The organism is Streptomyces stoeckheimensis (assembly GCF_045822005.1).
In the GTDB taxonomy this organism is placed as follows: Bacteria; Actinomycetota; Actinomycetes; order Streptomycetales; family Streptomycetaceae; genus Streptomyces; species Streptomyces stoeckheimensis.
The window spans coordinates 7,783,681-7,803,931 of sequence record NZ_CP169550.1; the positions used below are offsets into that span (position 1 = coordinate 7,783,681).

General features: G+C 72.9%; 21 protein-coding genes. 12 read left to right on the forward strand and 9 right to left on the reverse strand.

All coding sequences use genetic code 11. The annotated features are described in order from the left end of the window. Positions 1 to 24: 24 nt before the first annotated feature. Positions 25 to 747 carry a lysophospholipid acyltransferase family protein gene (locus ACE1OC_RS35365; protein WP_266959746.1) on the reverse strand — a complete coding sequence of 241 codons (723 nt, stop codon included), beginning with the start codon at positions 745 to 747 and terminating at the stop codon, positions 25 to 27. Positions 748 to 1,108: 361 nt separating this feature from the next. Between ACE1OC_RS35365 and ACE1OC_RS35370 the strand changes: the two genes are divergently transcribed. The 5 genes from ACE1OC_RS35370 to ACE1OC_RS35390 all read left to right on the forward strand — a co-directional run bounded on the left by ACE1OC_RS35370 (position 1,109) and on the right by ACE1OC_RS35390 (position 5,627). After that, complete coding sequence (locus tag ACE1OC_RS35370; RefSeq protein WP_266960466.1) at positions 1,109 to 1,408, forward strand: TlpA family protein disulfide reductase; 300 nt, start codon at positions 1,109 to 1,111, stop codon at positions 1,406 to 1,408. 181 nt (positions 1,409 to 1,589) lie between these two features. Continuing rightward, positions 1,590 to 2,135, forward strand: a complete 546-nt coding sequence (locus tag ACE1OC_RS35375; RefSeq protein ID WP_407840414.1) for a flavin reductase family protein — start codon at positions 1,590 to 1,592, stop codon at positions 2,133 to 2,135. A 201-nt stretch (positions 2,136 to 2,336) separates the two neighbouring features. Beyond that, positions 2,337 to 3,122: an electron transfer flavoprotein subunit beta/FixA family protein gene (locus tag ACE1OC_RS35380; RefSeq protein ID WP_407840415.1), complete on the forward strand. Its 786-nt coding sequence runs from the start codon at positions 2,337 to 2,339 to the stop codon at positions 3,120 to 3,122. Positions 3,123 to 3,182: 60 nt separating this feature from the next. Further along, complete coding sequence (locus ACE1OC_RS35385; protein WP_250738899.1) at positions 3,183 to 4,145, forward strand: electron transfer flavoprotein subunit alpha/FixB family protein; 963 nt, start codon at positions 3,183 to 3,185, stop codon at positions 4,143 to 4,145. A gap of 183 nt (positions 4,146 to 4,328) precedes the next feature. Next, on the forward strand, positions 4,329 to 5,627 hold the full coding sequence (locus ACE1OC_RS35390) for a DUF6986 family protein (protein ID WP_407840416.1): 1,299 nt from the start codon (positions 4,329 to 4,331) through the stop codon (positions 5,625 to 5,627). Between the two features lie 69 nt (positions 5,628 to 5,696). On the opposite strand, the gene ACE1OC_RS35395 is transcribed toward ACE1OC_RS35390, so the two are convergent. After that, positions 5,697 to 6,683, reverse strand: a complete 987-nt coding sequence (locus ACE1OC_RS35395; RefSeq protein ID WP_407841780.1) for a LacI family DNA-binding transcriptional regulator — start codon at positions 6,681 to 6,683, stop codon at positions 5,697 to 5,699. A gap of 207 nt (positions 6,684 to 6,890) precedes the next feature. Between ACE1OC_RS35395 and ACE1OC_RS35400 the strand changes: the two genes are divergently transcribed. Further along, positions 6,891 to 7,931: an NUDIX hydrolase gene (locus tag ACE1OC_RS35400; RefSeq protein ID WP_407840417.1), complete on the forward strand. Its 1,041-nt coding sequence runs from the start codon at positions 6,891 to 6,893 to the stop codon at positions 7,929 to 7,931. A 131-nt stretch (positions 7,932 to 8,062) separates the two neighbouring features. Here ACE1OC_RS35400 and ACE1OC_RS35405 read toward each other — a convergent pair whose 3' ends face one another. Both ACE1OC_RS35405 and ACE1OC_RS35410 read right to left on the reverse strand, forming a co-directional pair. Beyond that, positions 8,063 to 8,767, reverse strand: a complete 705-nt coding sequence (locus tag ACE1OC_RS35405) for an MBL fold metallo-hydrolase (protein ID WP_407840418.1) — start codon at positions 8,765 to 8,767, stop codon at positions 8,063 to 8,065. A 99-nt stretch (positions 8,768 to 8,866) separates the two neighbouring features. Further along, entirely contained in the window at positions 8,867 to 10,231 is a 1,365-nt protein-coding gene (locus tag ACE1OC_RS35410; protein WP_407840419.1) for a dipeptidase, read from the reverse strand. 301 nt (positions 10,232 to 10,532) lie between these two features. On the opposite strand from ACE1OC_RS35410, the gene ACE1OC_RS35415 reads away from it, so the two are divergent. Further along, entirely contained in the window at positions 10,533 to 11,828 is a 1,296-nt protein-coding gene (locus tag ACE1OC_RS35415; RefSeq protein WP_407841781.1) for a geranylgeranyl reductase family protein, read from the forward strand. Between the two features lie 139 nt (positions 11,829 to 11,967). Here ACE1OC_RS35415 and ACE1OC_RS35420 read toward each other — a convergent pair whose 3' ends face one another. Continuing rightward, positions 11,968 to 12,426, reverse strand: coding sequence for a nitroreductase/quinone reductase family protein (locus ACE1OC_RS35420; protein ID WP_407840420.1), 459 nt, complete (start codon positions 12,424 to 12,426; stop codon positions 11,968 to 11,970). Between the two features lie 148 nt (positions 12,427 to 12,574). Between ACE1OC_RS35420 and ACE1OC_RS35425 the strand changes: the two genes are divergently transcribed. Continuing rightward, the gene (locus ACE1OC_RS35425; protein ID WP_407840421.1) at positions 12,575 to 13,273 is read left to right on the forward strand and encodes a TetR/AcrR family transcriptional regulator; all 699 of its coding nucleotides are present in this window, start codon (positions 12,575 to 12,577) and stop codon (positions 13,271 to 13,273) included. Positions 13,274 to 13,493: 220 nt separating this feature from the next. Beyond that, complete coding sequence (locus ACE1OC_RS35430; RefSeq protein WP_407840422.1) at positions 13,494 to 14,471, forward strand: spherulation-specific family 4 protein; 978 nt, start codon at positions 13,494 to 13,496, stop codon at positions 14,469 to 14,471. Here the strand turns inward: ACE1OC_RS35430 and ACE1OC_RS35435 are convergent. The 3 genes from ACE1OC_RS35435 to ACE1OC_RS35445 form a co-directional block, all read right to left on the reverse strand. After that, positions 14,457 to 14,861, reverse strand: coding sequence for a glyoxalase/bleomycin resistance/dioxygenase family protein (locus ACE1OC_RS35435; protein ID WP_407840423.1), 405 nt, complete (start codon positions 14,859 to 14,861; stop codon positions 14,457 to 14,459). The two genes, ACE1OC_RS35430 and ACE1OC_RS35435, sit on opposite strands and share 15 nt — an antisense overlap. A gap of 28 nt (positions 14,862 to 14,889) precedes the next feature. Then, positions 14,890 to 15,141: a DUF6332 family protein gene (locus ACE1OC_RS35440; protein WP_407840424.1), complete on the reverse strand. Its 252-nt coding sequence runs from the start codon at positions 15,139 to 15,141 to the stop codon at positions 14,890 to 14,892. Positions 15,142 to 15,209: 68 nt separating this feature from the next. Further along, positions 15,210 to 15,965: a maleylpyruvate isomerase family mycothiol-dependent enzyme gene (locus tag ACE1OC_RS35445; protein ID WP_407840425.1), complete on the reverse strand. Its 756-nt coding sequence runs from the start codon at positions 15,963 to 15,965 to the stop codon at positions 15,210 to 15,212. Positions 15,966 to 16,039: 74 nt separating this feature from the next. Here ACE1OC_RS35445 and ACE1OC_RS35450 point away from each other — a divergent pair, with 74 nt between their 5' ends. Next, on the forward strand, positions 16,040 to 16,717 hold the full coding sequence (locus ACE1OC_RS35450; protein WP_407840426.1) for an alpha-ketoglutarate-dependent dioxygenase AlkB family protein: 678 nt from the start codon (positions 16,040 to 16,042) through the stop codon (positions 16,715 to 16,717). Positions 16,718 to 16,760: 43 nt separating this feature from the next. Next, a complete protein-coding gene (locus tag ACE1OC_RS35455; RefSeq protein WP_407840427.1) occupies positions 16,761 to 18,164 on the forward strand; it encodes an ROK family transcriptional regulator in 1,404 nt (467 codons plus the stop codon). 45 nt (positions 18,165 to 18,209) lie between these two features. Here ACE1OC_RS35455 and ACE1OC_RS35460 read toward each other — a convergent pair whose 3' ends face one another. Continuing rightward, entirely contained in the window at positions 18,210 to 18,830 is a 621-nt protein-coding gene (locus tag ACE1OC_RS35460) for an ATP-binding protein (protein ID WP_407840428.1), read from the reverse strand. A 255-nt stretch (positions 18,831 to 19,085) separates the two neighbouring features. Between ACE1OC_RS35460 and ACE1OC_RS35465 the strand changes: the two genes are divergently transcribed. After that, positions 19,086 to 20,213 carry a PLP-dependent cysteine synthase family protein gene (locus ACE1OC_RS35465; RefSeq protein WP_407840429.1) on the forward strand — a complete coding sequence of 376 codons (1,128 nt, stop codon included), beginning with the start codon at positions 19,086 to 19,088 and terminating at the stop codon, positions 20,211 to 20,213. Positions 20,214 to 20,251: the final 38 nt, after the last annotated feature.

Consider the following 20,251-nt stretch of genomic DNA (forward strand, 5'->3'; position numbering starts at 1 on the left):
AGGCTCAGTGCGTCCCGGCGGGCCTCAGCCGGCTTCCTTGACCTGCGCCGGGGTCGGCGCGGTGCCGCCGAGGTGGGCCGGCAGCCACCAGGAGTCCTCGGCGCCCTTGGGCTTGGCCGGGTAGGCGGCCTGGGCGGCGTCCAGCAGTTCCTGCACCCGCTCGCGCAGCCGGCGGGTGATGGCCCCGGCGTACTGGTCGGCGGGCGCCTCCAGCGGCTCGCCCACCCGCATCGTCACCGGGATGTGGCTGCGCTTGAGGTCCTTGGGGCGGCCCTTGGTCCACATCCGCTGCGTCCCCCACAGCGCCACCGGGATCAGCGGGACGCCGGCTTCCTGGGCCATGCGCGCCGCACCGGACTTGAAGCTCTTGAGCGTGAAGGACTGGGAGATCGTCGCCTCCGGGAACACGCCGATGATCTCGCCGGAGCGCAGCGAGTCGAGCGCGTGCTGGTAGGCCGTCTCGCCCTGGGCGCGGTCCACCGGGATGTGCTTCATCGCGCGCATCAGCGGACCGGACACCTTGTGCCGGAACACCGACTCCTTCGCCATGAAGCGGACGAGCCGCTTCTGCGGGCGCGCGGTCAGCCCGGCGAAGATGAAGTCGAGGTAGCCGATGTGGTTCGACACCAGAACGGCCCCGCCCTTGCGCGGGATGTTCTCGGTGCCCTTCATGTCGATGCGGACGTCGAGCGCACGGAAGAGGGTGTGCGCGGCACCGATAACCGGGGGGTAGACGAGCTCAGCCATGGTGGGGAGACCCCGCTTTCTGCCTGGAGGTGCTCCCGGCCGGAAGTTACGGCAGCGTAGGTACGCGGCCATGGGGATCGTGCCCCATACGGGAGCCGCAGGCCAGCCCAGACGCCCGTGCACGGCGAGATTCTCGTCACGCCGGGAATGCGGAGGGTCCGCGAGGCGCTCCGATCAGCGTACGACCGTACCGGGATGATGGACGAGTGCCCGTACGGGCCAGGCGACGGCTGAGACGGGGGCGCGGGTGCGCGCAGGCGAGCGGGACGAGGGCGCGGACGGGACCGCGGACGGGACCGCGGACGGGACCGCGGACGGGACCGCCTGCGAGGCCGCGGGCGCGGGCCGGGACGACGGCCGGCTGGGCATCGCCGAACTGGGAGCCGAGCCGGGGGAGCGGGCCACGCTCGTGCAGTTCTCCAGTGCCTTCTGCCAGCCCTGCCGGGCCACCCGGCGGATCCTGGACGAGGTGGCGGCCATGGTCGGGGGCGTCCGGCACATCGAGATCGACGCCGAGAAGAACCTGGACCTCGTACGGGCCCTGGGCATCGTGAAGACCCCGACCGTACTGGTCCTGGACGCGGCCGGCCGGATCGTGCGGCGGGCCGCCGGGATGCCGCGCAAGGCGGACGTGATCGCTGCCCTGGGCGCCGCCGTGTGACGCGGGGCGCGGAACTCGCCCGGTGGCGGGCGCCGGGGGCGCCCGGTGAGCCGGTGCACGCGTCCGCACGCAGCGTGACGCGCCCTACATCTGACCGATGAGGCTTGACTGTGTACACGAGAGATCGCCAGGCTTGCGATATGCGGTATGAACTCCTGCTTTACGGACGGGGCACCTCCTGATGACGGCTCCGACGGCTCCTTCCCCGCGGGCCGGCGCAGGCCTGCCCGGCTCGCCCGCGCTGCTGCGCTCGGTGTTCCGCCGGCACGCCGCGGGCGTCGCCGTGATCACTGCCGAGAGCAGTGGCCGGCCGGCGGGATTCACCGCGACCTCGCTCAACTCCGTCTCGGCGGACCCCCCGCTCCTGTCGTTCACCATCGGCACCGGGTCCTCCAGCTGGCCCGCGATACGGGACTCGGAGCACCTCGGGGTCCACATACTCGGTGAGCACCAAGGGGAGTTGGCGGGCCTGTTCGCCCGCAGCGGGGCCGACCGCTTCGGTCCGGCGACCGACTGGGTGCCCGGCCCGCACGGGGTTCCGGTCCTGGGCGGCGTCCTGGCCTGGCTGGTGTGCCGGGTCGTGGCGCGGGTTCCGGCCGGCGAGCACCGGGTGATCATCGCGGAGGCGGTCGCCGGGGACCCGGCGGGGGATCCCGTGGGCGATCCGGCCGGGGAGGGCCGTCCGCTGCTGTACCACCAGGGGCGCTTCAACGCGTTGAGGGACTGAATCGTCCCTGCTGGGGCCGGTTCCGCCGGCGTTGGCCAGATCACAGTTCACCGGCCTTGCAACCTGGCGGAACCCGCTGTGTACTGACGAGTAACATTCCTGAACGGGGCGCGGGCCGCCCCGGCGGGAACGGCCCGAGATGGCGCCTATGCTGCCTGAACAAGGCGGTACCAGAAATGTCGATGCGGTAGGAGAGCCGGCGTGAGCCTGAGGATCGTTGTCTGTGTGAAGTACGTGCCCGACGCCACTGGCGACCGGCAGTTCACCGAAGACCTGACCGTCAACCGTGACGACGTCGACGGCCTGCTGTCGGAGCTCGACGAGTACGCCGTCGAGCAGGCGCTGCAGATCGCCGACGAGGCCGACGACGCGGAGATCACCGTCCTGACGGTGGGCCCCGAGGACGCGAAGGACGCGCTGCGCAAGGCGCTGTCCATGGGTGCCGACAAGGCCATCCACGTCGAGGACGACGACCTGCACGGCAGCGACGTCATGGCGACCTCGCTGGTGCTCGCCAAGGCGATCGAGAAGGCCGGTTACGACCTGGTCATCACGGGCATGGCCTCGACCGACGGCACCATGGGTGTCCTCCCGGCGATCCTGGCCGAGCGCCTGGGCGTCCCGCAGGTCACCCTGCTGTCCGAGGTCAAGGTCGAGGACGGTGTCGTGACCGGCCGCCGCGACGGCGACTCCGCGAGCGAGCAGCTGGAGGCTTCCCTCCCGGCGCTCGTCTCGGTGACGGACCAGTCGGGCGAGGCCCGCTACCCGTCCTTCAAGGGCATCATGGCCGCCAAGAAGAAGCCGGTGGAGGCCTGGGACCTGGAGGAGCTGGAGATCGAGTCCGACGAGGTCGGTCTCGAAGGCTCCTGGACCGCGGTCGACTCCGCGACCCAGCGTCCGGCCCGCACCGCCGGCACGATCGTCAAGGACGAGGGCGAGGGCGGCAAGTCGCTGGCCGCCTTCCTTGCGGAGCAGAAGTTCATCTAAGAGCTTCGGTCCCTTCCTCAAACGCCCCCTGACTACTTCGCATTCGCAGGAGCATCCCCAATGGCTGAAGTCCTCGTCTACGTCGACCACGTCGACGGCGCCGTCCGCAAGCCCACCCTCGAACTGCTGACGCTGGCCCGCCGCATCGGCGAGCCCGTCGCCGTCGCCCTCGGCGCCGGTGCCGAGGCCACCGCGGCCGTGCTCGCCGAGCACGGTGCCGTCAAGGTCCTCACCGCCGACGCTCCGGAGTTCTCCGACTACCTCGTCGTACCGAAGGTGGACGCGCTCCAGGCCGCGTACGCCGCCGTCTCCCCGGCGGCCGTGCTGCTCCCCTCCTCCGCGGAGAACAAGGAGATCGGCGCCCGCCTGGCCGTCCGCATCGGCTCCGGCATCATCACCGACGCCACCGACCTGGAGGCGGGTGACGAGGGTCCGGTCGCGACGCAGGCCGCGTTCGCCGCGTCCTTCAGCACCAAGTCCCGCGTCTCCAAGGGCACCCCGGTCATCACCGTGAAGCCGAACTCGGCCCCGGTCGAGGCCGCTCCGGCCGCCGGCACCGTCGAGGCGCTCGCCGTCACCTTCGGCGCCCTGGCCACCGGCACCAAGGTCACCTCCCGCACCCCGCGCGAGTCGACCGGCCGTCCCGAGCTGACCGAGGCCGCGATCGTGGTCTCCGGCGGCCGCGGCGTCAACGGCGCCGAGAACTTCCACATCATCGAGGCCCTCGCGGACTCCCTCGGTGCGGCCGTCGGCGCCTCGCGCGCCGCCGTGGACGCCGGCTGGTACCCGCACTCCAACCAGGTCGGCCAGACCGGCAAGTCGGTCTCCCCGCAGCTGTACATCGCCTCCGGCATCTCGGGCGCGATCCAGCACCGCGCGGGCATGCAGACGTCGAAGACGATCGTCGCGATCAACAAGGACGCCGAGGCCCCGATCTTCGACCTCGTCGACTACGGCGTGGTCGGCGACCTCTTCGCGGTCGTCCCCCAGCTGACCGACGAGATCAAGGCGCGCAAGGGCTAAAACCCTGCCGCAGGCGCTGACCTGCGGGTAAGTGGTCTCCGGGGCCGTGTGGTGTTTCTCACCGCACGGCCCCGAGTCGTTTGTCCAGGACGGCGGAGGGACCATTGACTGAGCGGAACCCCGTGACTAAATTCTGTAATGCGGATCTAAGATTCCGTGAAGCGGAAAAGAGGAGAGTGCACGATGGGTCAGCAGGAGAAGGTGGCGACGAGCCTCGCAGGCGCGGTCAGCGAGGGCATCAGCGCTTCCCTCAAGCCGGTGGACGCGGAACTCGCGCGCCACTACCCGGGCGACCCCGGCACCCGTCAGCCCATCCACACGGTCTACGTGCCCGGTGACGTCTTCGACGCGGACACCATCCGCACCTGGGGCGACCAGGCCCTCGCGGCCCTCGACGAGCACGCCCCGGACGCGGCCACCTTCGCCAAGGTGCTCGGCATCTCCGACGAGCTGGCGGTACCGGTCTACGACCGCGTCCGCGCCAAGCTCGCCTCCGAGCCCATCGAGGACCTCCGCGTCGACTTCGAGGACGGCTTCGGCGTCCGCTCCGACGAGGAGGAGGACCAGGCCGCGGCCCGCGCCGCCCGCCTCGTCGCCGAAGCCTTCTCCAACGGCACGAACGCCCCGTACATGGGCATCCGGATGAAGTGCATGGAGTCCAACGTCCGCGACCGCGGCATCCGGACCACCGACATCTTCCTCTCCGGCCTGCTCGCCCACGGCGGCCTGCCCGAGGGCCTGGTCCTGACCCTGCCCAAGGTCACCTACCCCGAGCAGGTCACGGCCTTCGTGCAGCTGCTGGAGGCCTTCGAGACCGCCCGCGGCCTGCGCCCGGGCCGGATCGGCTTCGAGATCCAGATCGAGACCAGCCAGTCCATCCTGGCCTCCGACGGCACCGCCGCGGTCGCCCGGATGATCGAGGCCTCCAAGGGCCGCGCCACCGGCCTGCACTACGGCACCTTCGACTACAGCGCCTGCGTCGGCGTCTCCGCCGCGTACCAGTCGAGCGACCACCCGGCCGCCGACCACGCCAAGGCGATCATGCAGGTCGCGGCCGCCGGCACCGGCGTGCGCGTCTCCGACGGCTCGACCAACGTCCTGCCGATCGGCACCACCGAGCACGTCCACGAGGCCTGGAAGCTGCACTACGGCCTCACCCGCCGCGCCCTGGCCCGTGCCTACTACCAGGGCTGGGACATGCACCCGGCGCACCTGCCGACCCGCTACGCGGCCGTCTTCGTCTTCTACCGCGAGGGCCTCGAAACCGCCGCCGCGCGCCTGAAGGCGTACGTCGCCAAGATCGAGGGCGACGTCATGGACGAGCCCGCCACCGCGAAGGCCCTGGCCGGCTACCTGGTCCGCGGCCTGGACTGCGGCGCCGTCGGCGCCGACGAGGTCACCGCCCTGACCGGCCTGACCCGCGCGGAGCTCGACGCCTTCGCCATCCCGCGCCGCTCGGCGACGCTGACGGCCACCGCCTGAGGCGAGTAGCCCCCGTACGAGGCCCGGCCGGTCTGCCCCCGGCCGGGCCTTCGGCGTACCCGGAGCTGCTCAGCAGACCGGTGGGAGCTCGCCCGAGCCGCGGGGGATCAGGCGGGTGGGGAGTTCGATGCGGGCCGGGGGGAGGTCGGCGCCCGCCAGGCGCTGGAAGAGGCGGTCCGTGGCCACCCGGCCCAGGGCCGCGGCGTCCTGGGCGATGACCGTGATGCCCGGGTTCAGCAGATCGGCGAGTTCGAAGTCGTCGAAGCCGACCAGGGCCACCGGGCGGGGCAGGGACGCGAGGACGCGCACGGCCGTGACCGTCACGCGGTTGTTGCCCGCGAAGAGGGCCGTGACCGGCTCCGGGCCGGACAGCATCGCCCGGGCGGCGGCCGAGACGCGCTCCGGTGCCGTCGTGCCGAGGGAGACCCAGGCCCCGTCGACCGGCAGGCCGGCGTCCGCCATGGCCGCGCGGTAGCCCCGCAGCCGCTCGGTCGCCGTGTGGATGTGCGGCTGGTCGCCGATGAAGCCGATCCGGCGGTGGCCGCCCGCGATCAGGTGCGCCACCCCGGTCACGGCGCCCCCGAAGCTGTCGGACAGCACCACGTCCGCGTCGATCCGGCCCGCCGGGCGGTCCACGAACACCGTGGCCACCCCGGCCCGGATCTCCGGCTCCAGGTAGCGGTGGTCGTCCCCGGCCGGGATCACCACGAGCCCGTCCACCCGGCGGGCGCACAGCGCGAGCGCCAACTCCCGCTCGCGCTCCGGGTCCTCGTCGCTGGAGCCGTTGATGAGCAGGGCGCCGTGGGCGCGGGCCACCTCTTCCACGGCCCGGTTGAGCGGCCCGTAGAAGGGGTCGGAGAGGTCCTCCAGGACCAGGCCGACGGTGGCGGTGCGCCCCTTGCGCAGCACCCGCGCGCTGTCGTTGCGGCGGAAACCGAGCGCGTCGATGGCCTCCTGGACCCGCCTCTCGGTGTCCGGGGTGACCCCCGGCTCCCCGTTGACCACGCGTGACACCGTTTTGAGGCCCACGCCGGCCCGGGCCGCCACGTCCTTCATGGTCGGCCGGTTGCCGTAGCGGGGCTCGGGCGGGCGGCGGGTGTGCGGCACGGTGTCGGACCTCCAGGGGGACGGGCGCTGCGGCGGTGCGGGCCCGGCGCTGCGGACAGGCCCCTGACCTTGAGGATAAGCACTCGGCGGAGCGCCGGGGTTTCCGTGGCAGGGTGGTGCGGGCAAGCCACTGGGGGCATCGGGAGAGGGGTAGACGTGATTGTCTGGATCAACGGCACCTTCGGCGCCGGGAAGAGCAGCACAGCGCGCGAGCTGACCGGCCTCCTGCCGGAGAGCACCTTGTTCGACCCGGAGTTCATCGGTGACGCGCTGCGCGTGCTGTTGCCGCGCAAACGCCTCGCGGAGGTGTCCGACTACCAGGACCTGCCGAGTTGGCGGCGGCTCGTCGTGGACACGGCGGCGGCGATGCTCGCGGAACTGGGCGGGGTGCTGGTGGTCCCCATGACGCTGCTGCGGCAGGAATACCGCGACGAGATCTTCGGCGGGCTGGCGGCGCGCAGGATCGCGGTGCGGCACGTCCTGCTCGCCCCGGGGGAAACGATCCTTCGGGAGCGGATCGCGACTCGGGAGGAGCCCGGGGCGGCGGCGGACGTGGACCTGCGGGTGCGGCAGTGGGCCTACGACCACATCCCGGCCTACCAGCACGCGCTGGGCTGGCTCGCGGCCGACGCGCACGTCATCGACAACGGGACCCTGACCGTACGGGAGACGGCCGAGCGGATCGCCGAGGCCGTACGCACCGACACGGCACGGGTCTGCGACATCGTGCAGACCCCGCAGCCGACGCGCGAGACGGTCGCGGCCGGGGTGCTGCTCTTCGACGACGCGGACCGGGTGCTTCTGGTGGACCCGACGTACAAACCGGGGTGGGAGTTCCCCGGCGGGGTCGTCGAGGCCGGGGAGGCACCGGCGTGCGCGGGGGTACGGGAGGTCGAGGAGGAACTCGGGCTCGTACTGGAGCGCCTCCCGGAGCTCCTGGTCGTGGACTGGGAGCCGCCGGGCCCCCCGGCGGGCTACGGCGGCCTGCGGCTGCTGTTCGACGGGGGCCGGCTGTCGGCGGCGCAGATCGGGCGGCTGCGGCTGCCCGGACCGGAGCTGCGGGCCTGGCGGTTCGTGACGGAGGAGGAGGCGGCGGACCTGCTGCCGCAGGTGCGCTACGAGAGGCTCCGGTGGGCCCTGCGGGCGCGCGAACGGGGCCGGGCGGCGTACCTGGAGGCGGGCCGGGCGGTGCCGTAGCAGGGCGCGGGCGCCAGGGCGCGGGGCGGGAGCACGAGGGCCGGGGCGCGGGCGCGGGGGCGGGAGCGTGAGGGACGGGGGCCGGGGAGCGGCCGGGGGCGGGTCGACCCCGGCCCGGCCCCTTGTCCGGATCAGGCGGTCGGGTCCGCTGCCGCTCGTGCTGCCGCCAGGAGGGTGGCCGCGGTGTCCGAGGTCACGGGGTCGCCGTGGCCGAAGCAGGCGACCGAAGGGGCCAGCGCGGCGAGGTGGAGCATCGACTCGACGGCCCGGGCGCGGTCCACGTTGAAGACGCCGAGCATCACCTGGCCGACACCGGCGACGCAGTCGCCCGTGAACAGCACGCCGTGCCGCGGGAGATGGACGCCGATGCTGCCCGGGGTGTGGCCCGGAGCGTGGACGACGACCGCGCCGTCGCCGAAGGGGAGTGCATCGCCGTCCTTCAGCTCCCTGTCCACCCGGGTCGGCGGGGCCTCGGGAACCGTCAGGCCGTGTGCGTACAGCGGGAGTTCCCAGTCCAGCAGTACCGGCTCCGGGACCGGCCGCTCGCCGCGGATCACCGGCGCGTCGAGCGCGTGGGCCAGCACCTCCGCGCCCCAGCGCGCGGCGAGTTCGCCCGCCGCTCCGACGTGGTCGCGGTGGCAGTGGGTCAGGACGATCCGCTCCAGCCGCTCCGGCAGCAGCCCGAGGGAACGTATCGCCCCTTCGATCGCGTCCGCCGAACCGGCGTGGCCCGCGTCGATCAGAGTCAGGGAGTCACCGTCGCGCCAGAGGTAGGCCTGGCCGATGGGGAAGCGGAGCATGTGGAGGCGGTCGGGAACGACTTCTACGAGATCCATCACCCGAACGTACGGGGACGAACCACGCCGCCGGCGGAGGTTGCGCCGGTGGCGTGGTTCGCCCGTAGCAGAGCGTTCGGGGAACCGCCCGCGACACCGTCAGGCGCGCTTGGACTCCGCGTAGTTGAGGAGGAACAGCGCCTCCGTGACCGACAGGCGCTCCAGCTCCTCCGGGGAAACGCTCTCGTTCACCGCGTGGATCTGCGCCTCCGGCTCGCTCAGGCCGATGAGCAGCATCTCCGCGTCCGGGTACAGCTCGGTCAGCGTGTTGCACAGGGGAATGGAGCCGCCCATGCCGCTGATCTGCATCTCCTGGCCCGGGTAGGCCACCTTCATGGCCTGCGCCATCGAGGCGTACGCGGGGCTGGTCGTGTCCGCCTGGAACGGCTGTCCCTGGCCGACGACTTCGAGCTCCAGGCGGGCCTTCCACGGGGTGTGCGCCACCAGGTGGGCCTCCAGCAGCTTGATCGCCTCCGCCGTGTCCACGCCCGGCGGCACCCTCAGGCTCACCAGCGCGCCCGCGCTCGCGTGCACCGAGGGGGTGGCACTGGCCAGCGGCGGGGAGTCGATGGCCAGCACGGTGACGGCCGGCCGGGCCCACAGCCGGTCCGCGATCGTGCCCTCGCCGATCAGCTCGACCCCGTCGAGCACCTTCGCGTCGGAGCGGTAGTCCGACTCCGGGTACTGGAGCCCCTCCCACACACCGTCCGAAGCCAGCCCGTCCACCGTGGTCGAGCCGTCCGGCGCGCGCAGGGAGGCCAGCAGCTGGATCAGGGCGGCCATCGCGTCGGGGGCGGCCCCGCCGAACATGCCGGAGTGCAGGTTGCCGCCCAGGGTGTCGATCTTGACCTTCAGCAGGCACATGCCGCGCAGGGTCGCGGTGACCGTCGGCAGGCCCGTACGGAAGTTGCCCGCGTCGCCGATCACGACGGCGTCGGCGGCCAGCAGTTCGGGGTGGGCCGTCGCGTACTGCTGGAGACCGCCGGTGCCCTGCTCCTCCGAACCCTCGACGATCACCTTCACGTTCACCGGGACGCCGCCGTTGGCCTTCAGGGCGCGCAGCGCGAGCAGGTGCAGGATGAACCCGCCCTTGCAGTCGGCGGTGCCGCGCCCGTACCAGCGGCCGTTCCGCTCGGTCAGCTCGAAGGCGGGGGAGATCCAGGCCGCGTCGTCCAGCGGGGGCTGCACGTCGTAGTGCGCGTACAGCAGGACGGTCGGGGCGTCCGCCGGGCCGGGCAGGAACCCGTACACCGACTGGGTGCCGTCGGGGGTGTCGAGCAGCGCCACGTCCTGGAAGCCCTCGGTGCGCAGCGCGTCGGCCACCCAGTTCGCGGCGGCCTGGCTCTCGCTCTGGGGGAAATGGGCCCAGTCCGCCACCGACTGGAAAGCCACCAGCTCGGACAGCTCCTGCTTGGCGCGGGGCATCAGCGAGGCGACGGTCTCGGCGATCGGATGAGACGGCATGGGCACGCTCCTCTTGGGTGCGACGTTGGTGTACGTGTACGGGTTACGTATACGCCTCCCGCATGCGCGGGGTGTGCGTATGCGGGCTACGGCAAAAGACTCTTCCGATCCTCGCACAACGGGGCAGTCGATCTCGCGCCGTAGGATTTCCCCGGCATCGGAGCAACGGCATGAACCGCATGATCAGGAGCAGCAGCACATCGTGAGCAGCGACGAGAGCGACAGCGGCGACGTACGCGACGCGGCGGCAGGACAGACCGCTCAGGGGGCGGACGCGCAGACGGCCGGGGCGACCGGCGAGGTGTGGGACGTGGTCGTGGTCGGGGCGGGGCCGGCCGGGTCCTCGGCCGCGCACGCGGCGGCCGCCGCCGGGCGGCGCGTTCTGCTGTTGGAGAAGGCGGAACTGCCCCGGTACAAGACCTGTGGCGGAGGCATCATCGGCCCCTCGCGCGATGCGCTGCCGCCGGGTTTCGTGCTCCCCTTCAAGGACCGCGTCCACGCGGTCACCTTTTCCCTGGACGGGAAGTACCCCCGGACCAGGCGCTCCAAGCAGATGTTGTTCGGGCTGATCAACCGGCCCGAGTTCGACGCGGCGCTGGTCGCCGAGGCGGAGAAGGCCGGCGCCACGGTCCGTACGGGTACGGCCGTCGCGCGGGTGGAACAGCACGGGGCGTCCGTGCCCGACCGGCGCACCGTCGCGGTGGTCCTCGCCGACGGCGAGACCGTGCTGGCCCGGGCCGTGGTCGGCGCGGACGGCAGCGCGAGCCGGATCGGCGCGCACGTCGGCGTCGAGATGGACCAGGTCGACCTCGGCCTGGAAGCGGAGATCCCCGTCCCGGAGACGGTCGCCGCGGACTGGAAGGGCCGGGTCCTCATCGACTGGGGGCCGCTGCCCGGCAGCTACGGCTGGGTCTTCCCCAAGGGCGACACCCTCACCGTCGGCGTCATCTCGGCGAAGGGCGAGGGCGCCGCCACCAAGCGGTACCTGGACGACTTCATCGCCCGGCTGGGCCTGTCCGGCTTCGAACCGGCCCTCTCCTCCGGGCACTTGACCCGCTGCCGGAAGCCCGGATCGCCGCTTTCGCGCGGGCGGGTCCTGGTCGCGGGCGACGCGGCCGGACTGCTGGAGCCGTGGACCCGGGAGGGAATCTCCTTCGCGCTGCGCTCGGGGCGGCTCGCCGGGGAGTGGGCCGTGAAGATCTCCGAGGCGCAGGACGCCGTGGACGCGCGCCGCCAGGCCCTCAACTACGCCTTCGCCGTCAAGGCAGGGCTGGGCGTGGAGATGGGCGTCGGCAAGCGGATGCTGGAACTCTTCGAGGCCAAGCCGGGCCTGCTGCACGCGGCGATCACCGGCTTCCGGCCGGCCTGGCTGGCCTTCGCGCGGATCGCGCGGGGGTCGCTGACGCTGGCCGAGATGGTGCGTACGTACCCGCTGGCGCGCAAGGCGCTGCACGTGCTGGATGCGCGACAGGCGCGGAGCCGGGGCGCGGGGCCGGGCGGGGCCGGCATCGAGTCCGGGTCGGAGTCGGAGTCGGGTTCCGGGTCCGGGTCCGGCTCCGAGGAGCTGGGCGGAGCCCAGGGAGGGGCCAAGGGCTGAGTCCGGGTCCGTTCCCGGGCTGAAGTCGCCGTCCCCGGTGGGAGAACGGCGGCGTCGAAGTGCGGAGTGTGGCGGTCTTGCCGGTATGCCGGTGAGGCCGCCGCCGCGTTTTCGGGGGTGGGTGGTCAGGGGTGGGTGGTCAGGGGGTGAGCGTGATGCGGAAGACCGGGTGGTCGGGGGCGGCGGCCCGGAGTTCGGGCTCGGAGGACTTTGCCGTGACCCCGTTGAAGAACCGGTTGACCTCCCAGCCCCACTTCTTCAGGTAGCCACGCAGCACGACGGCCTGCTCGGTGGGGTCGGTGATCTCGGTGACGGTGAAGGTCTGCACCGTGCGGCCCAGACGGAGTTCGCCGCCGCCCGCGGCGCGCATGTTGCGGACCCACTGGGAGTGGCCGCGGGCGGAGACCAGGTACTGGGTGCCGTCCTGGTGGTACGGGTTCACCGGGATCCGCTGCATCATGCCGGAGGTGCGGCCGCGCACCGACAGCTCGGCCGTTCCGGCCAGGCTCATGCCCAGGCGGGCGAGCTTGCCGATGAGGGCGTTGAAGCGGATCCCGAGCGGGCCGGCCTGGACGTAGTACGGCTTGGGCGCGTTCATGGTGGCCTCCGAGGCATTTGGGAGAGCACTGCTCTCGCTTGAGAACAGTGTGCACGGATCGCCGCTCCAAAACAAGAGCAGTGCTCTCTAAATGGAGCGTCGCTCTCGTCGGTGGGCAGTGCTCTGTCCGCGTGGCAGACTGACCCCCATGAGCACCGTGCGAGGGGCGAGGGAACGAGCCCGCATCGAAGTCACCGCCGCCATCAAGGACGAGGCGCGCCGCGCACTCGCGGCGGAGGGCGCAGCCAAGCTCTCGCTGCGCGCCGTCGCCCGCGAGCTGGGCATGGTCTCCTCCGCCCTCTACCGCTACTTCCCCAGCCGCGACGAGCTCCTCACGGCCCTCATCGTCGACGCCTACAACAGCGTCGGCGCCGCCGCCGAGGCCGCCGACTCCCGCTCGCTCGCCGCGGGCGGCACCCCCCGCGCCCGCTGGGCCGCGGTCTGCGCGGCCGTCCGCGCCTGGGCGCTGGAGCACCCGCACGAGTACGCCCTCATCTACGGCTCGCCCGTCCCCGGCTACACCGCCCCGCTCGACACCGTCGGCCCCGCCTCCCGCGTGGGCAACGCCCTCATCGGCATCGTGCGCGCCGCCTACGAGGGCCGCGGCATCGCCCTCCCGCCGCTCCCCGCCGAGCTGCGCCCCGAGGCCGCCCGCATGGCCGCGGACTTCGCCGAAGGACTGCCCCCCGAGGCCGCGGCAGCCCTGGTCGCCGCCTGGGCGCAGCTCGTCGGGCTGATCTCCTTCGAGCTGTTCGGCCAGTTCAACCGGGTCGTCGAGGACCGCGACACCTTCTTCGCGCACGCCGCCGGACAGCTGGCGCAGGGGGTCGGACTGCCCGCCGTATAGGGCCGGGCCGGGCCACGCAGGGCCGGGTCGGCGGGGGCCGGGGAAAGTTCGCTTGTCAGTTCCTCCTACGGAAGCAGGGGATTCGGCCCTGGTGCGCCCAGCGGCCCGTCTAGTGTTCCTCGGGCCGGGGTCGGGTCCTGTCCCGGTTGCCGTTCCCGGCGCCCGGCCACCGCCCCGGCGCCGTCCTGCCGTCGCCCCGCCGCCGCCCCGAGGAGCCGTCATGACCCGCGCCGCGAAGGCCGTTTACGCCGTCCTGGCCACCCTCTTACTCGCCGCGCCGGCGCCGGCCGTCACCGCGTCGGCGAGTTCGGAGCCGAGCCGCGCCCAGGCCCGGGACCGCACCCCGGCTCTCGCCCCGGCCCCGAGCCCCGCGGTGAGACCGACGCCCCGGGCGGCCGGCGTACGGGGCCTGGAGATAGCCGTCCCGGCCTACGTCTGGGCCGACGACCCGATGCTCGCCGATCTCACCGCCACCAGCCCGGCCGCCTCGGTCGTGGTCCTCAACCCGGGCAACGGCGACTCCCCGTTCGACGCCCCCTGGCAGGCCCGCGCCGACGTCCTGCGCACCGGCACCACCGCCACCGGCGAGAAGACCAAGGTGCTGGGCTACGTCCACACCGACCACGGCAACCGCGACATCGCGGCCGTGAAGGCCTCCGTGGACAACTACCTCAAGACTCCCGACGGCCGCCTCCACGTGGACGGCATCTTCTTCGACGTGGTCAGCCGCGACTGCGGTCCGGCCAACGCCACCCGCGACCACTACGCGGAGCTCCGCCGCTACGTGCAGGACACCATGGAAGCCGTGGCCCCCGGCACGTCGGACCTGGTCGTCAACAACCCCGGTACGGCCATTGCCGACTGCTACCTGGAGCCCGGCCGCCGCACCGCCGACGTCTTCGTCACCTTCGAGGACACGTACGCGGCCCACACGGGCGCTGGCTGGCTCGGCGGCAACGTCTTCAACGCACTCACCGGATACCGCTCCGGCGCCGAACTCGACCCGAGCGGCACCGCGTTCTGGCACCTCGTACACGACGTCCCGGACGCCTCCGCGATGCGCGCGACGCTCCGCACGGCCTTCGAACGCGGCGCGGGCTACGCCTACGCCACCAGCGCGCAGATGCCGAACCCCTGGGACGCCCAGCCCGGTTGGAAGTACCGCGCCCAGACCTCGTACGCCTCAACCCTGGGCTGAGCCGCGCTCCGTCCGCCCGACCGCGGTGATCTCGACGGTCCGGCCGTCGGGGTCCACGAGCCGGTGGCGCCCCGGGGCGAGCGGCGGACGCGCCGCGGACGCGTCCACGGCCAGCCCCAGCCGCAGGACGCCCGTGAGGCGGTCGTCGCCGGCGGGATAGAGCTCGAGGACCATGCCGTCCGGGAGGACGGCCGCGTAGTGGTCCGGCCCGCGGCCGTGGCGTTCCGCGGTGAACGCCAGGCCGAGGTCCGCGTAGAACCGGCGGCAGTCCTCCAACTGCGGCGTGTACAGCACCAGGAGCGAGACCCGGGCCGTGGACGCCCGTCCTTCACCGTCGGGGACGGCGACGCTCTCCGTCGGCGGGGCGGGCCGTACGGCCGGGGAATCCATGCGGCCCACTCCAGAAGCGCTCGGGGCCCTATCGGCCGTCGTTCTCGGGGCGGCGGGCGAAGCGCCACAGGACGTGGGTGATCCGGAGGAGGAACACCGTCGCGGCCAGGGCGCCGCCCACCGTCGCCAGGATCCGGCCGGTCGTGGGGGAGAGGTCGAAGGCCAGGGCGGGGGCGTACAGTGCCGCGAAGACCAGTCCGGCCGCGAAAACGCCACTGACGAAGGCGTACGCGATCTCGATGGTGATCGCGTCCCGGTCGGCCTGACTGCGTCGGTCCATGGGCGCAGTCTCGCCGCCCGAGCCGCGTCCCGACAAGGGCGCCCCCGGCGTTTCGGCATGCCAGGGGGTCAGATTCCGGCCTTGTCCGCCCAGAGCCGGGCCAGTTCCGCGTCGCCCGTCACGCCCGGTCCGGTGAGTGGCCGCCGGTTCCACAGGGCCGAGTAGAGCCAGGAGGCCTCGCCCGTCAGCGTGCAGTCCGCCTCCGCGTCGACCGTGCCGTAGGCGTCTCCACGTACCGTGCGCGCCGGCTCCTGAGACAGGTGTACGGTCCACACCGCGCCCGTGTCGCAGGCCCGTACCCGCATCACCCGCGGCTCCGCGGTCCGGACCCGGCTCCGCGGCCGTGCGTGGAACCCGGTCAGCAGCTCGTCCACCCCGTCCTCCGCGAAGCCGGGGTCCACCGGCCCGAAGGGCACGCCCAGCGCGGCTTCCGCGTCCATCCGGTGCACGGTGGTCTCGTGCGCCTGGCGCCGCGCCCAGAAGGCCAGCGGCGAAGGCGGCGCGGTCGGCAGGAAGGTCCAGCAGTGCACCTCGGCCGATGACCCGGAAAGGGTCCGTACCAGCGTCGCGTGGCCCTCGCGGAACCAGGCCAGCAGTTCGGAGCCCACCAGCTCCGGCGCGTCCGAGAACGGCGCCCGCTCGGTCAGACCCTGTGCAACGTACCCGGTGGCCCACCGGTGCACGGAGCCCGTGTGGCGCAGCAGATCGGCGACCCGCCACTGCGGACAGGTGGGCACCAGGGCATCCGTACCGGCCCGTTCGGCGACGTCGGCGAGCTGCTCGCCCTCGCGGGCCAGGGTCTGCACGTACCCGGTGATCTCCATGTCAGGAGTCTGGCAGCCGTCCGCGGGGACGGACAACGAAGGATGATGGGGTCACGGAGGAGGTGGCGGAGGTCGTGGAGCACCCGGACACGGAGCACTCGGACGGCGAGCTCTTCCCGCGAGAGCGGGCCGAGATCGTGCCCGGGGCCGTGCACGTGCCCGATTGGCTGGGGCCCGGGCGGCAACGGGAGCTGGTGGAGGCCTGCCGGGAATGGGCCCGGCCGCCCGCCGGGCTGCGTACGGTGCGCACGCCGGGCGGGGGGACGATGAGCGCCCGGCAGGTGTGCCTGGGGCTGCACTGGTACCCGTACGGATACGCGCCCACCGCCGTCGACGGGGACGGCGGGCCGGTCAAGGCGATGCCCGACTGGCTCGCACGGCTGGGACGCAGCGCCGTGGCCGCCGCGTACGGGCAGGATCCGGATCCGGGCGTCGCGTACGACATCGCCTTGGTCAACTTCTACGAGGGCGACTCCCGCATGGGCATGCACCGGGACGCCGAGGAGCGCTCGGAAGCCCCGGTGGTCTCGTTGAGCCTGGGTGATTCCTGCCTCTTCCGCTTCGGCAACACCGCCTCGCGCGGGCGTCCGTATCGGGACGTTGAGCTGCGCAGCGGGGATCTGTTCGTCTTCGGCGGGCCCGTCCGACGGGCCTTTCACGGGGTGCCGAAAGTCCTGCCCGGCACCGCTCCGCCGGGCCTTGGGCTGACCGGGCGGCTGAACATCACGCTCCGGGTCGGAGGGCTCGGCTAGCGGGCGGCGTCCTCGACCCTCCGATCATGCGAGGATCGCTGTCATGAACGGCAACGGGGCCCCGCGGCGGGTGGGGGATGTGACCACGGTGTCCGCTGGGACGGACGGGATGGGCGGGACGGACAGAGCGGAAGGGACGGGCGGGGTCGAAGGGGCCGGCACGGCCGAGGGATCCGACAGGGCCTCGACCTCGGCGTCGGCGTCGGCCTCCGCTTCGGCCTCCGCGTCCGCGGCAGCCGGCTCCGCACGGACCAAGCTGGAGCGGGGCCGCGGCGCGCTCGGGCCGGCGCTGGAGCTCGTCCACACCGGCCGGGCCCCGACGCGCGCGGTCCTGACGGCGGAGCTCGGTGTCACCCGCGCCACCGCCGGAGCCGTCGCCGCCGAGCTGGAGGCGCTCGGCCTGATCCGCGTGGACTCCCGCCCCGGCGGGGCCGGCGGAACCCAGGGCCGCCCCTCGCACCGGCTCTCCGTGGACGAGAACGGCCCGGTGGCCCTGGCCGCGCAGGTGCACTCGGACGGGTTCCGGGCCGCCCTGGTCGGGCTCGGCGGCCGGATCGTCGCCACGGCTCCCGGAAGGGTGCCCGTGTCGGCCGACCCGGCGCAGGTCCTCCGCGCGGTCGTCGAAGCCGGGGCCGCGTTGCTCGCGCAGACCGGCCGTCGGTGCATCGGCGCCGGCCTCGCGGTGCCCTCGGCGGTCGCGGAGCCGGAGGGCACGGCGCTGAACCCGCTGCACCTGGCCTGGCCCGCCGGTTCCCCCGTGCGGGCCATCTTCGCCGACTGCGTGAAGGAGGCCGGCATCGACGGCCCGGCGCTGACCGGCAACGACGTGAACCTCGCCGCGCTCGCCGAGCACCGGCACGGCGCGGGCCGCAGCGCGCAGCACCTGCTGTGCGTGGCCACCGGGCACCGCGGGGTCGGCGGGGCGCTGGTCCTGGACGGCCGTCTGCACAGCGGGAGTTCGGGCCTGGCCCTGGAGGTCGGCCACCTCACCGTGAACCCCGAGGGGCGCGCCTGCCACTGCGGCAGCCGCGGCTGCCTCGACGTGGAGGCCGACCCGCTGGCCTTCCTCACCGCCGCCGGGCGCACCCCGGGCCCCGAGGTGTCCCTGCTCCAGCAGGCCCGTGACCTGCTCCGCGAGGAGTCGGCGGACCCGGGGGTGCGGGCCGCCACCGAGGAGCTCATCGACCGGCTCGGCCTGGGCCTCGCCGGCCTGGTCAACATCCTGAACCCGGACCGGATCATCCTGGGCGGACTGCACCGCGAGCTGCTCTACGCCGACCCCGAGCGGCTGCGCGCGGTGGTCGCGGACCGCAGCCTGTGGGGCCGCAGCGGCGGCGTGCCGATCCTGCCGTGCACGCTCGACCACAACAGCCTGGTCGGCGCCGCCGAGCTGGCGTGGCAGCCGGTGCTGGACGACCCCCTCGGGACCCTGGGCACGGCGGCCTGACTTCAGGCCTCGACGACCCCTCCGGGCGGCTGCCGCGGCCGGAGGCTACCCGGGCCGGGCGCCGACCGAGGCGGTCACCGACAGGCCGGCGGAGACCGGCTCGGGGGGTGCGGCGACGGGCGGGGCCGGCGCGGGACCCCGTACGGGCTTCTTCTCGGGCAGGAGCGCCGGCCGCTCGGCCAGGAGCACCGGGTGGCGTTCCGGGGCGGCCGGGCCGGGGGCGGCGCGCAGGGAGAACCACACCACCTTGCCCGGGCAGTCCTCCTGCTGCCGGGCCCCCCACGCCTCGCTGAGGGCCTCCACGAGCGCGAGCCCGCGGCCGGAGGTCTCCAGGGCGTCGACCGGTGATGTGCCCGCGGGGCGGGCGGCCCCGGACGCCTCGGCGGTCCCGGAGTGCCGGAGCATCGGGAGGCGGGGGTCGCTGTCGTAGACGGAGACGGTCAGCCGGCCGAGGCGGAGTTCGATCTCGACGGTGCACGTCTTGTCCGGCTGCGCATGGCGGTGGACGTTGCTGAGCAGCTCCGTCACACCGAGCGCAGCCCGGTCTATGAGCGGATCGAGCTGCCAGTGGCGCAGTTGCGCTGAAACGATTCGGCGGATCTGTCCGATCCGCAAGGGCAGGGCCTGCAGTTCGACGACGCAGTGCCTGCGGGAATGACTGATCACGGCTGCGACTCCCCGACATCAGTGTTACGGGTGCTGCACCCTCGGTGACGCCTCCCCAGGGTCACCCACTGTGGGCCGGTGTGCAACCGAACGCGACCGAAAGGCATCCGCATGGATACCCAAAGTGACCGTTTGTGCAGGTGAGGGGGGTACATTGCGAAAGCGGACGGAGCAAGGCGAATCGGCGCCGGGCCGGCCGAGGGCTCGGGGACATCGGGACATCGGGACATCAGGACATATGAAGGAGCACGGCGCATGAGCACCACCGGGACGACCGCCACGACCATCGACGTCGACCGCAGCGACGCGGATTACCGCGCGTGGCTGAAAGAGGCCGTCCGCAAGGTTCAGGCGGACGCGAACCGCTCGGCCGACACCCACCTGCTGCGCTTCCCGCTCCCCGAGGCCTGGGGCATCGACCTCTACCTCAAGGACGAGTCCACCCACCCGACGGGCTCCCTCAAGCACCGCCTCGCCCGCTCCCTGTTCCTCTACGCCCTCTGCAACGGCTGGATCCGCCCCGGCCGCCCCGTCATCGAGGCCTCGTCCGGTTCCACCGCCGTCTCGGAGGCGTACTTCGCCAAGCTGATCGGCGTCCCGTTCATCGCCGTCATGCCGCGGACGACGAGCCCCGAGAAGTGCCGGCTCATCGAGTTCCACGGCGGCGAGTGTCACTTCGTCGACGACTCGATGAAGATGTACGAGGAGTCGGCCGAGCTGGCCGCCCGCACCGGCGGCCACTACATGGACCAGTTCACGTACGCGGAGCGGGCGACGGACTGGCGCGGCAACAACAACATCGCCGAATCGATGTACCAGCAGCTGCGGTTGGAGCGTTACCCCGAGCCCGCCTGGATCGTGGCCACGGCCGGCACCGGCGGCACCTCCGCGACGATCGCCCGCTACGTGCACTACATGCAGCACGACACCCGCATCTGCGTCCCGGACCCGGAGAACTCCTGCTTCTTCGACGGCTGGACCCGCAACGACCCGCACGCGACGAGCGATTGCGGCTCGCGCATCGAGGGCATCGGCCGGCCCCGGATGGAGCCGAGCTTCGTCCCCGGTGCCATCGACCGGATGATGCGCGTCCCGGACGCCGCGAGCGTCGCCGCGTGCCGTGCGCTGGAGCGGGTGATCGGCCGCAAGGCCGGCGGCTCCACCGGTACCGGGGTGTGGAGCGCGCTGAAGATCATCTCGGAGATGGTGGCGGAGGGCCGCACGGGCAGTGTCGTGACCCTGCTCTGCGACGGGGGCGAGCGCTACCTCGACAAGTACTACTCCGACGCGTGGCTGGCGGAGCAGGGGCTCGACATCACCCCGTACGCGCGGACGCTCGACACCATGCTGGCCACCGGCGTGTGGAGCGAACCCGTCGGCTGAAACGTTTCCCTGTCCGGGACCGGCGTCGCTGGCTACGC

What these genes read in the sequence shown, in the direction of transcription:
- ACE1OC_RS35365 (WP_266959746.1), bottom strand. Translation starts at nt 747, where the DNA reads ATGGCTGAGCTCGTCTACCCCCCGGTTATCGGTGCCGCGCACACCCTC.
- ACE1OC_RS35375 (WP_407840414.1), top strand. Translation starts at nt 1,590, where the DNA reads ATGACGGCTCCGACGGCTCCTTCCCCGCGGGCCGGCGCAGGCCTGCCC.
- ACE1OC_RS35385 (WP_250738899.1), top strand. Translation starts at nt 3,183, where the DNA reads ATGGCTGAAGTCCTCGTCTACGTCGACCACGTCGACGGCGCCGTCCGC.
- ACE1OC_RS35390 (WP_407840416.1), top strand. Translation starts at nt 4,329, where the DNA reads ATGGGTCAGCAGGAGAAGGTGGCGACGAGCCTCGCAGGCGCGGTCAGC.
- ACE1OC_RS35395 (WP_407841780.1), bottom strand. Translation starts at nt 6,683, where the DNA reads ATGAAGGACGTGGCGGCCCGGGCCGGCGTGGGCCTCAAAACGGTGTCA.
- ACE1OC_RS35405 (WP_407840418.1), bottom strand. Translation starts at nt 8,767, where the DNA reads ATGGATCTCGTAGAAGTCGTTCCCGACCGCCTCCACATGCTCCGCTTC.
- ACE1OC_RS35410 (WP_407840419.1), bottom strand. Translation starts at nt 10,231, where the DNA reads ATGCCGTCTCATCCGATCGCCGAGACCGTCGCCTCGCTGATGCCCCGC.
- ACE1OC_RS35420 (WP_407840420.1), bottom strand. Translation starts at nt 12,426, where the DNA reads ATGAACGCGCCCAAGCCGTACTACGTCCAGGCCGGCCCGCTCGGGATC.
- ACE1OC_RS35425 (WP_407840421.1), top strand. Translation starts at nt 12,575, where the DNA reads ATGAGCACCGTGCGAGGGGCGAGGGAACGAGCCCGCATCGAAGTCACC.
- ACE1OC_RS35430 (WP_407840422.1), top strand. Translation starts at nt 13,494, where the DNA reads ATGACCCGCGCCGCGAAGGCCGTTTACGCCGTCCTGGCCACCCTCTTA.
- ACE1OC_RS35435 (WP_407840423.1), bottom strand. Translation starts at nt 14,861, where the DNA reads ATGGATTCCCCGGCCGTACGGCCCGCCCCGCCGACGGAGAGCGTCGCC.
- ACE1OC_RS35440 (WP_407840424.1), bottom strand. Translation starts at nt 15,141, where the DNA reads ATGGACCGACGCAGTCAGGCCGACCGGGACGCGATCACCATCGAGATC.
- ACE1OC_RS35445 (WP_407840425.1), bottom strand. Translation starts at nt 15,965, where the DNA reads ATGGAGATCACCGGGTACGTGCAGACCCTGGCCCGCGAGGGCGAGCAG.
- ACE1OC_RS35455 (WP_407840427.1), top strand. Translation starts at nt 16,761, where the DNA reads ATGAACGGCAACGGGGCCCCGCGGCGGGTGGGGGATGTGACCACGGTG.
- ACE1OC_RS35465 (WP_407840429.1), top strand. Translation starts at nt 19,086, where the DNA reads ATGAGCACCACCGGGACGACCGCCACGACCATCGACGTCGACCGCAGC.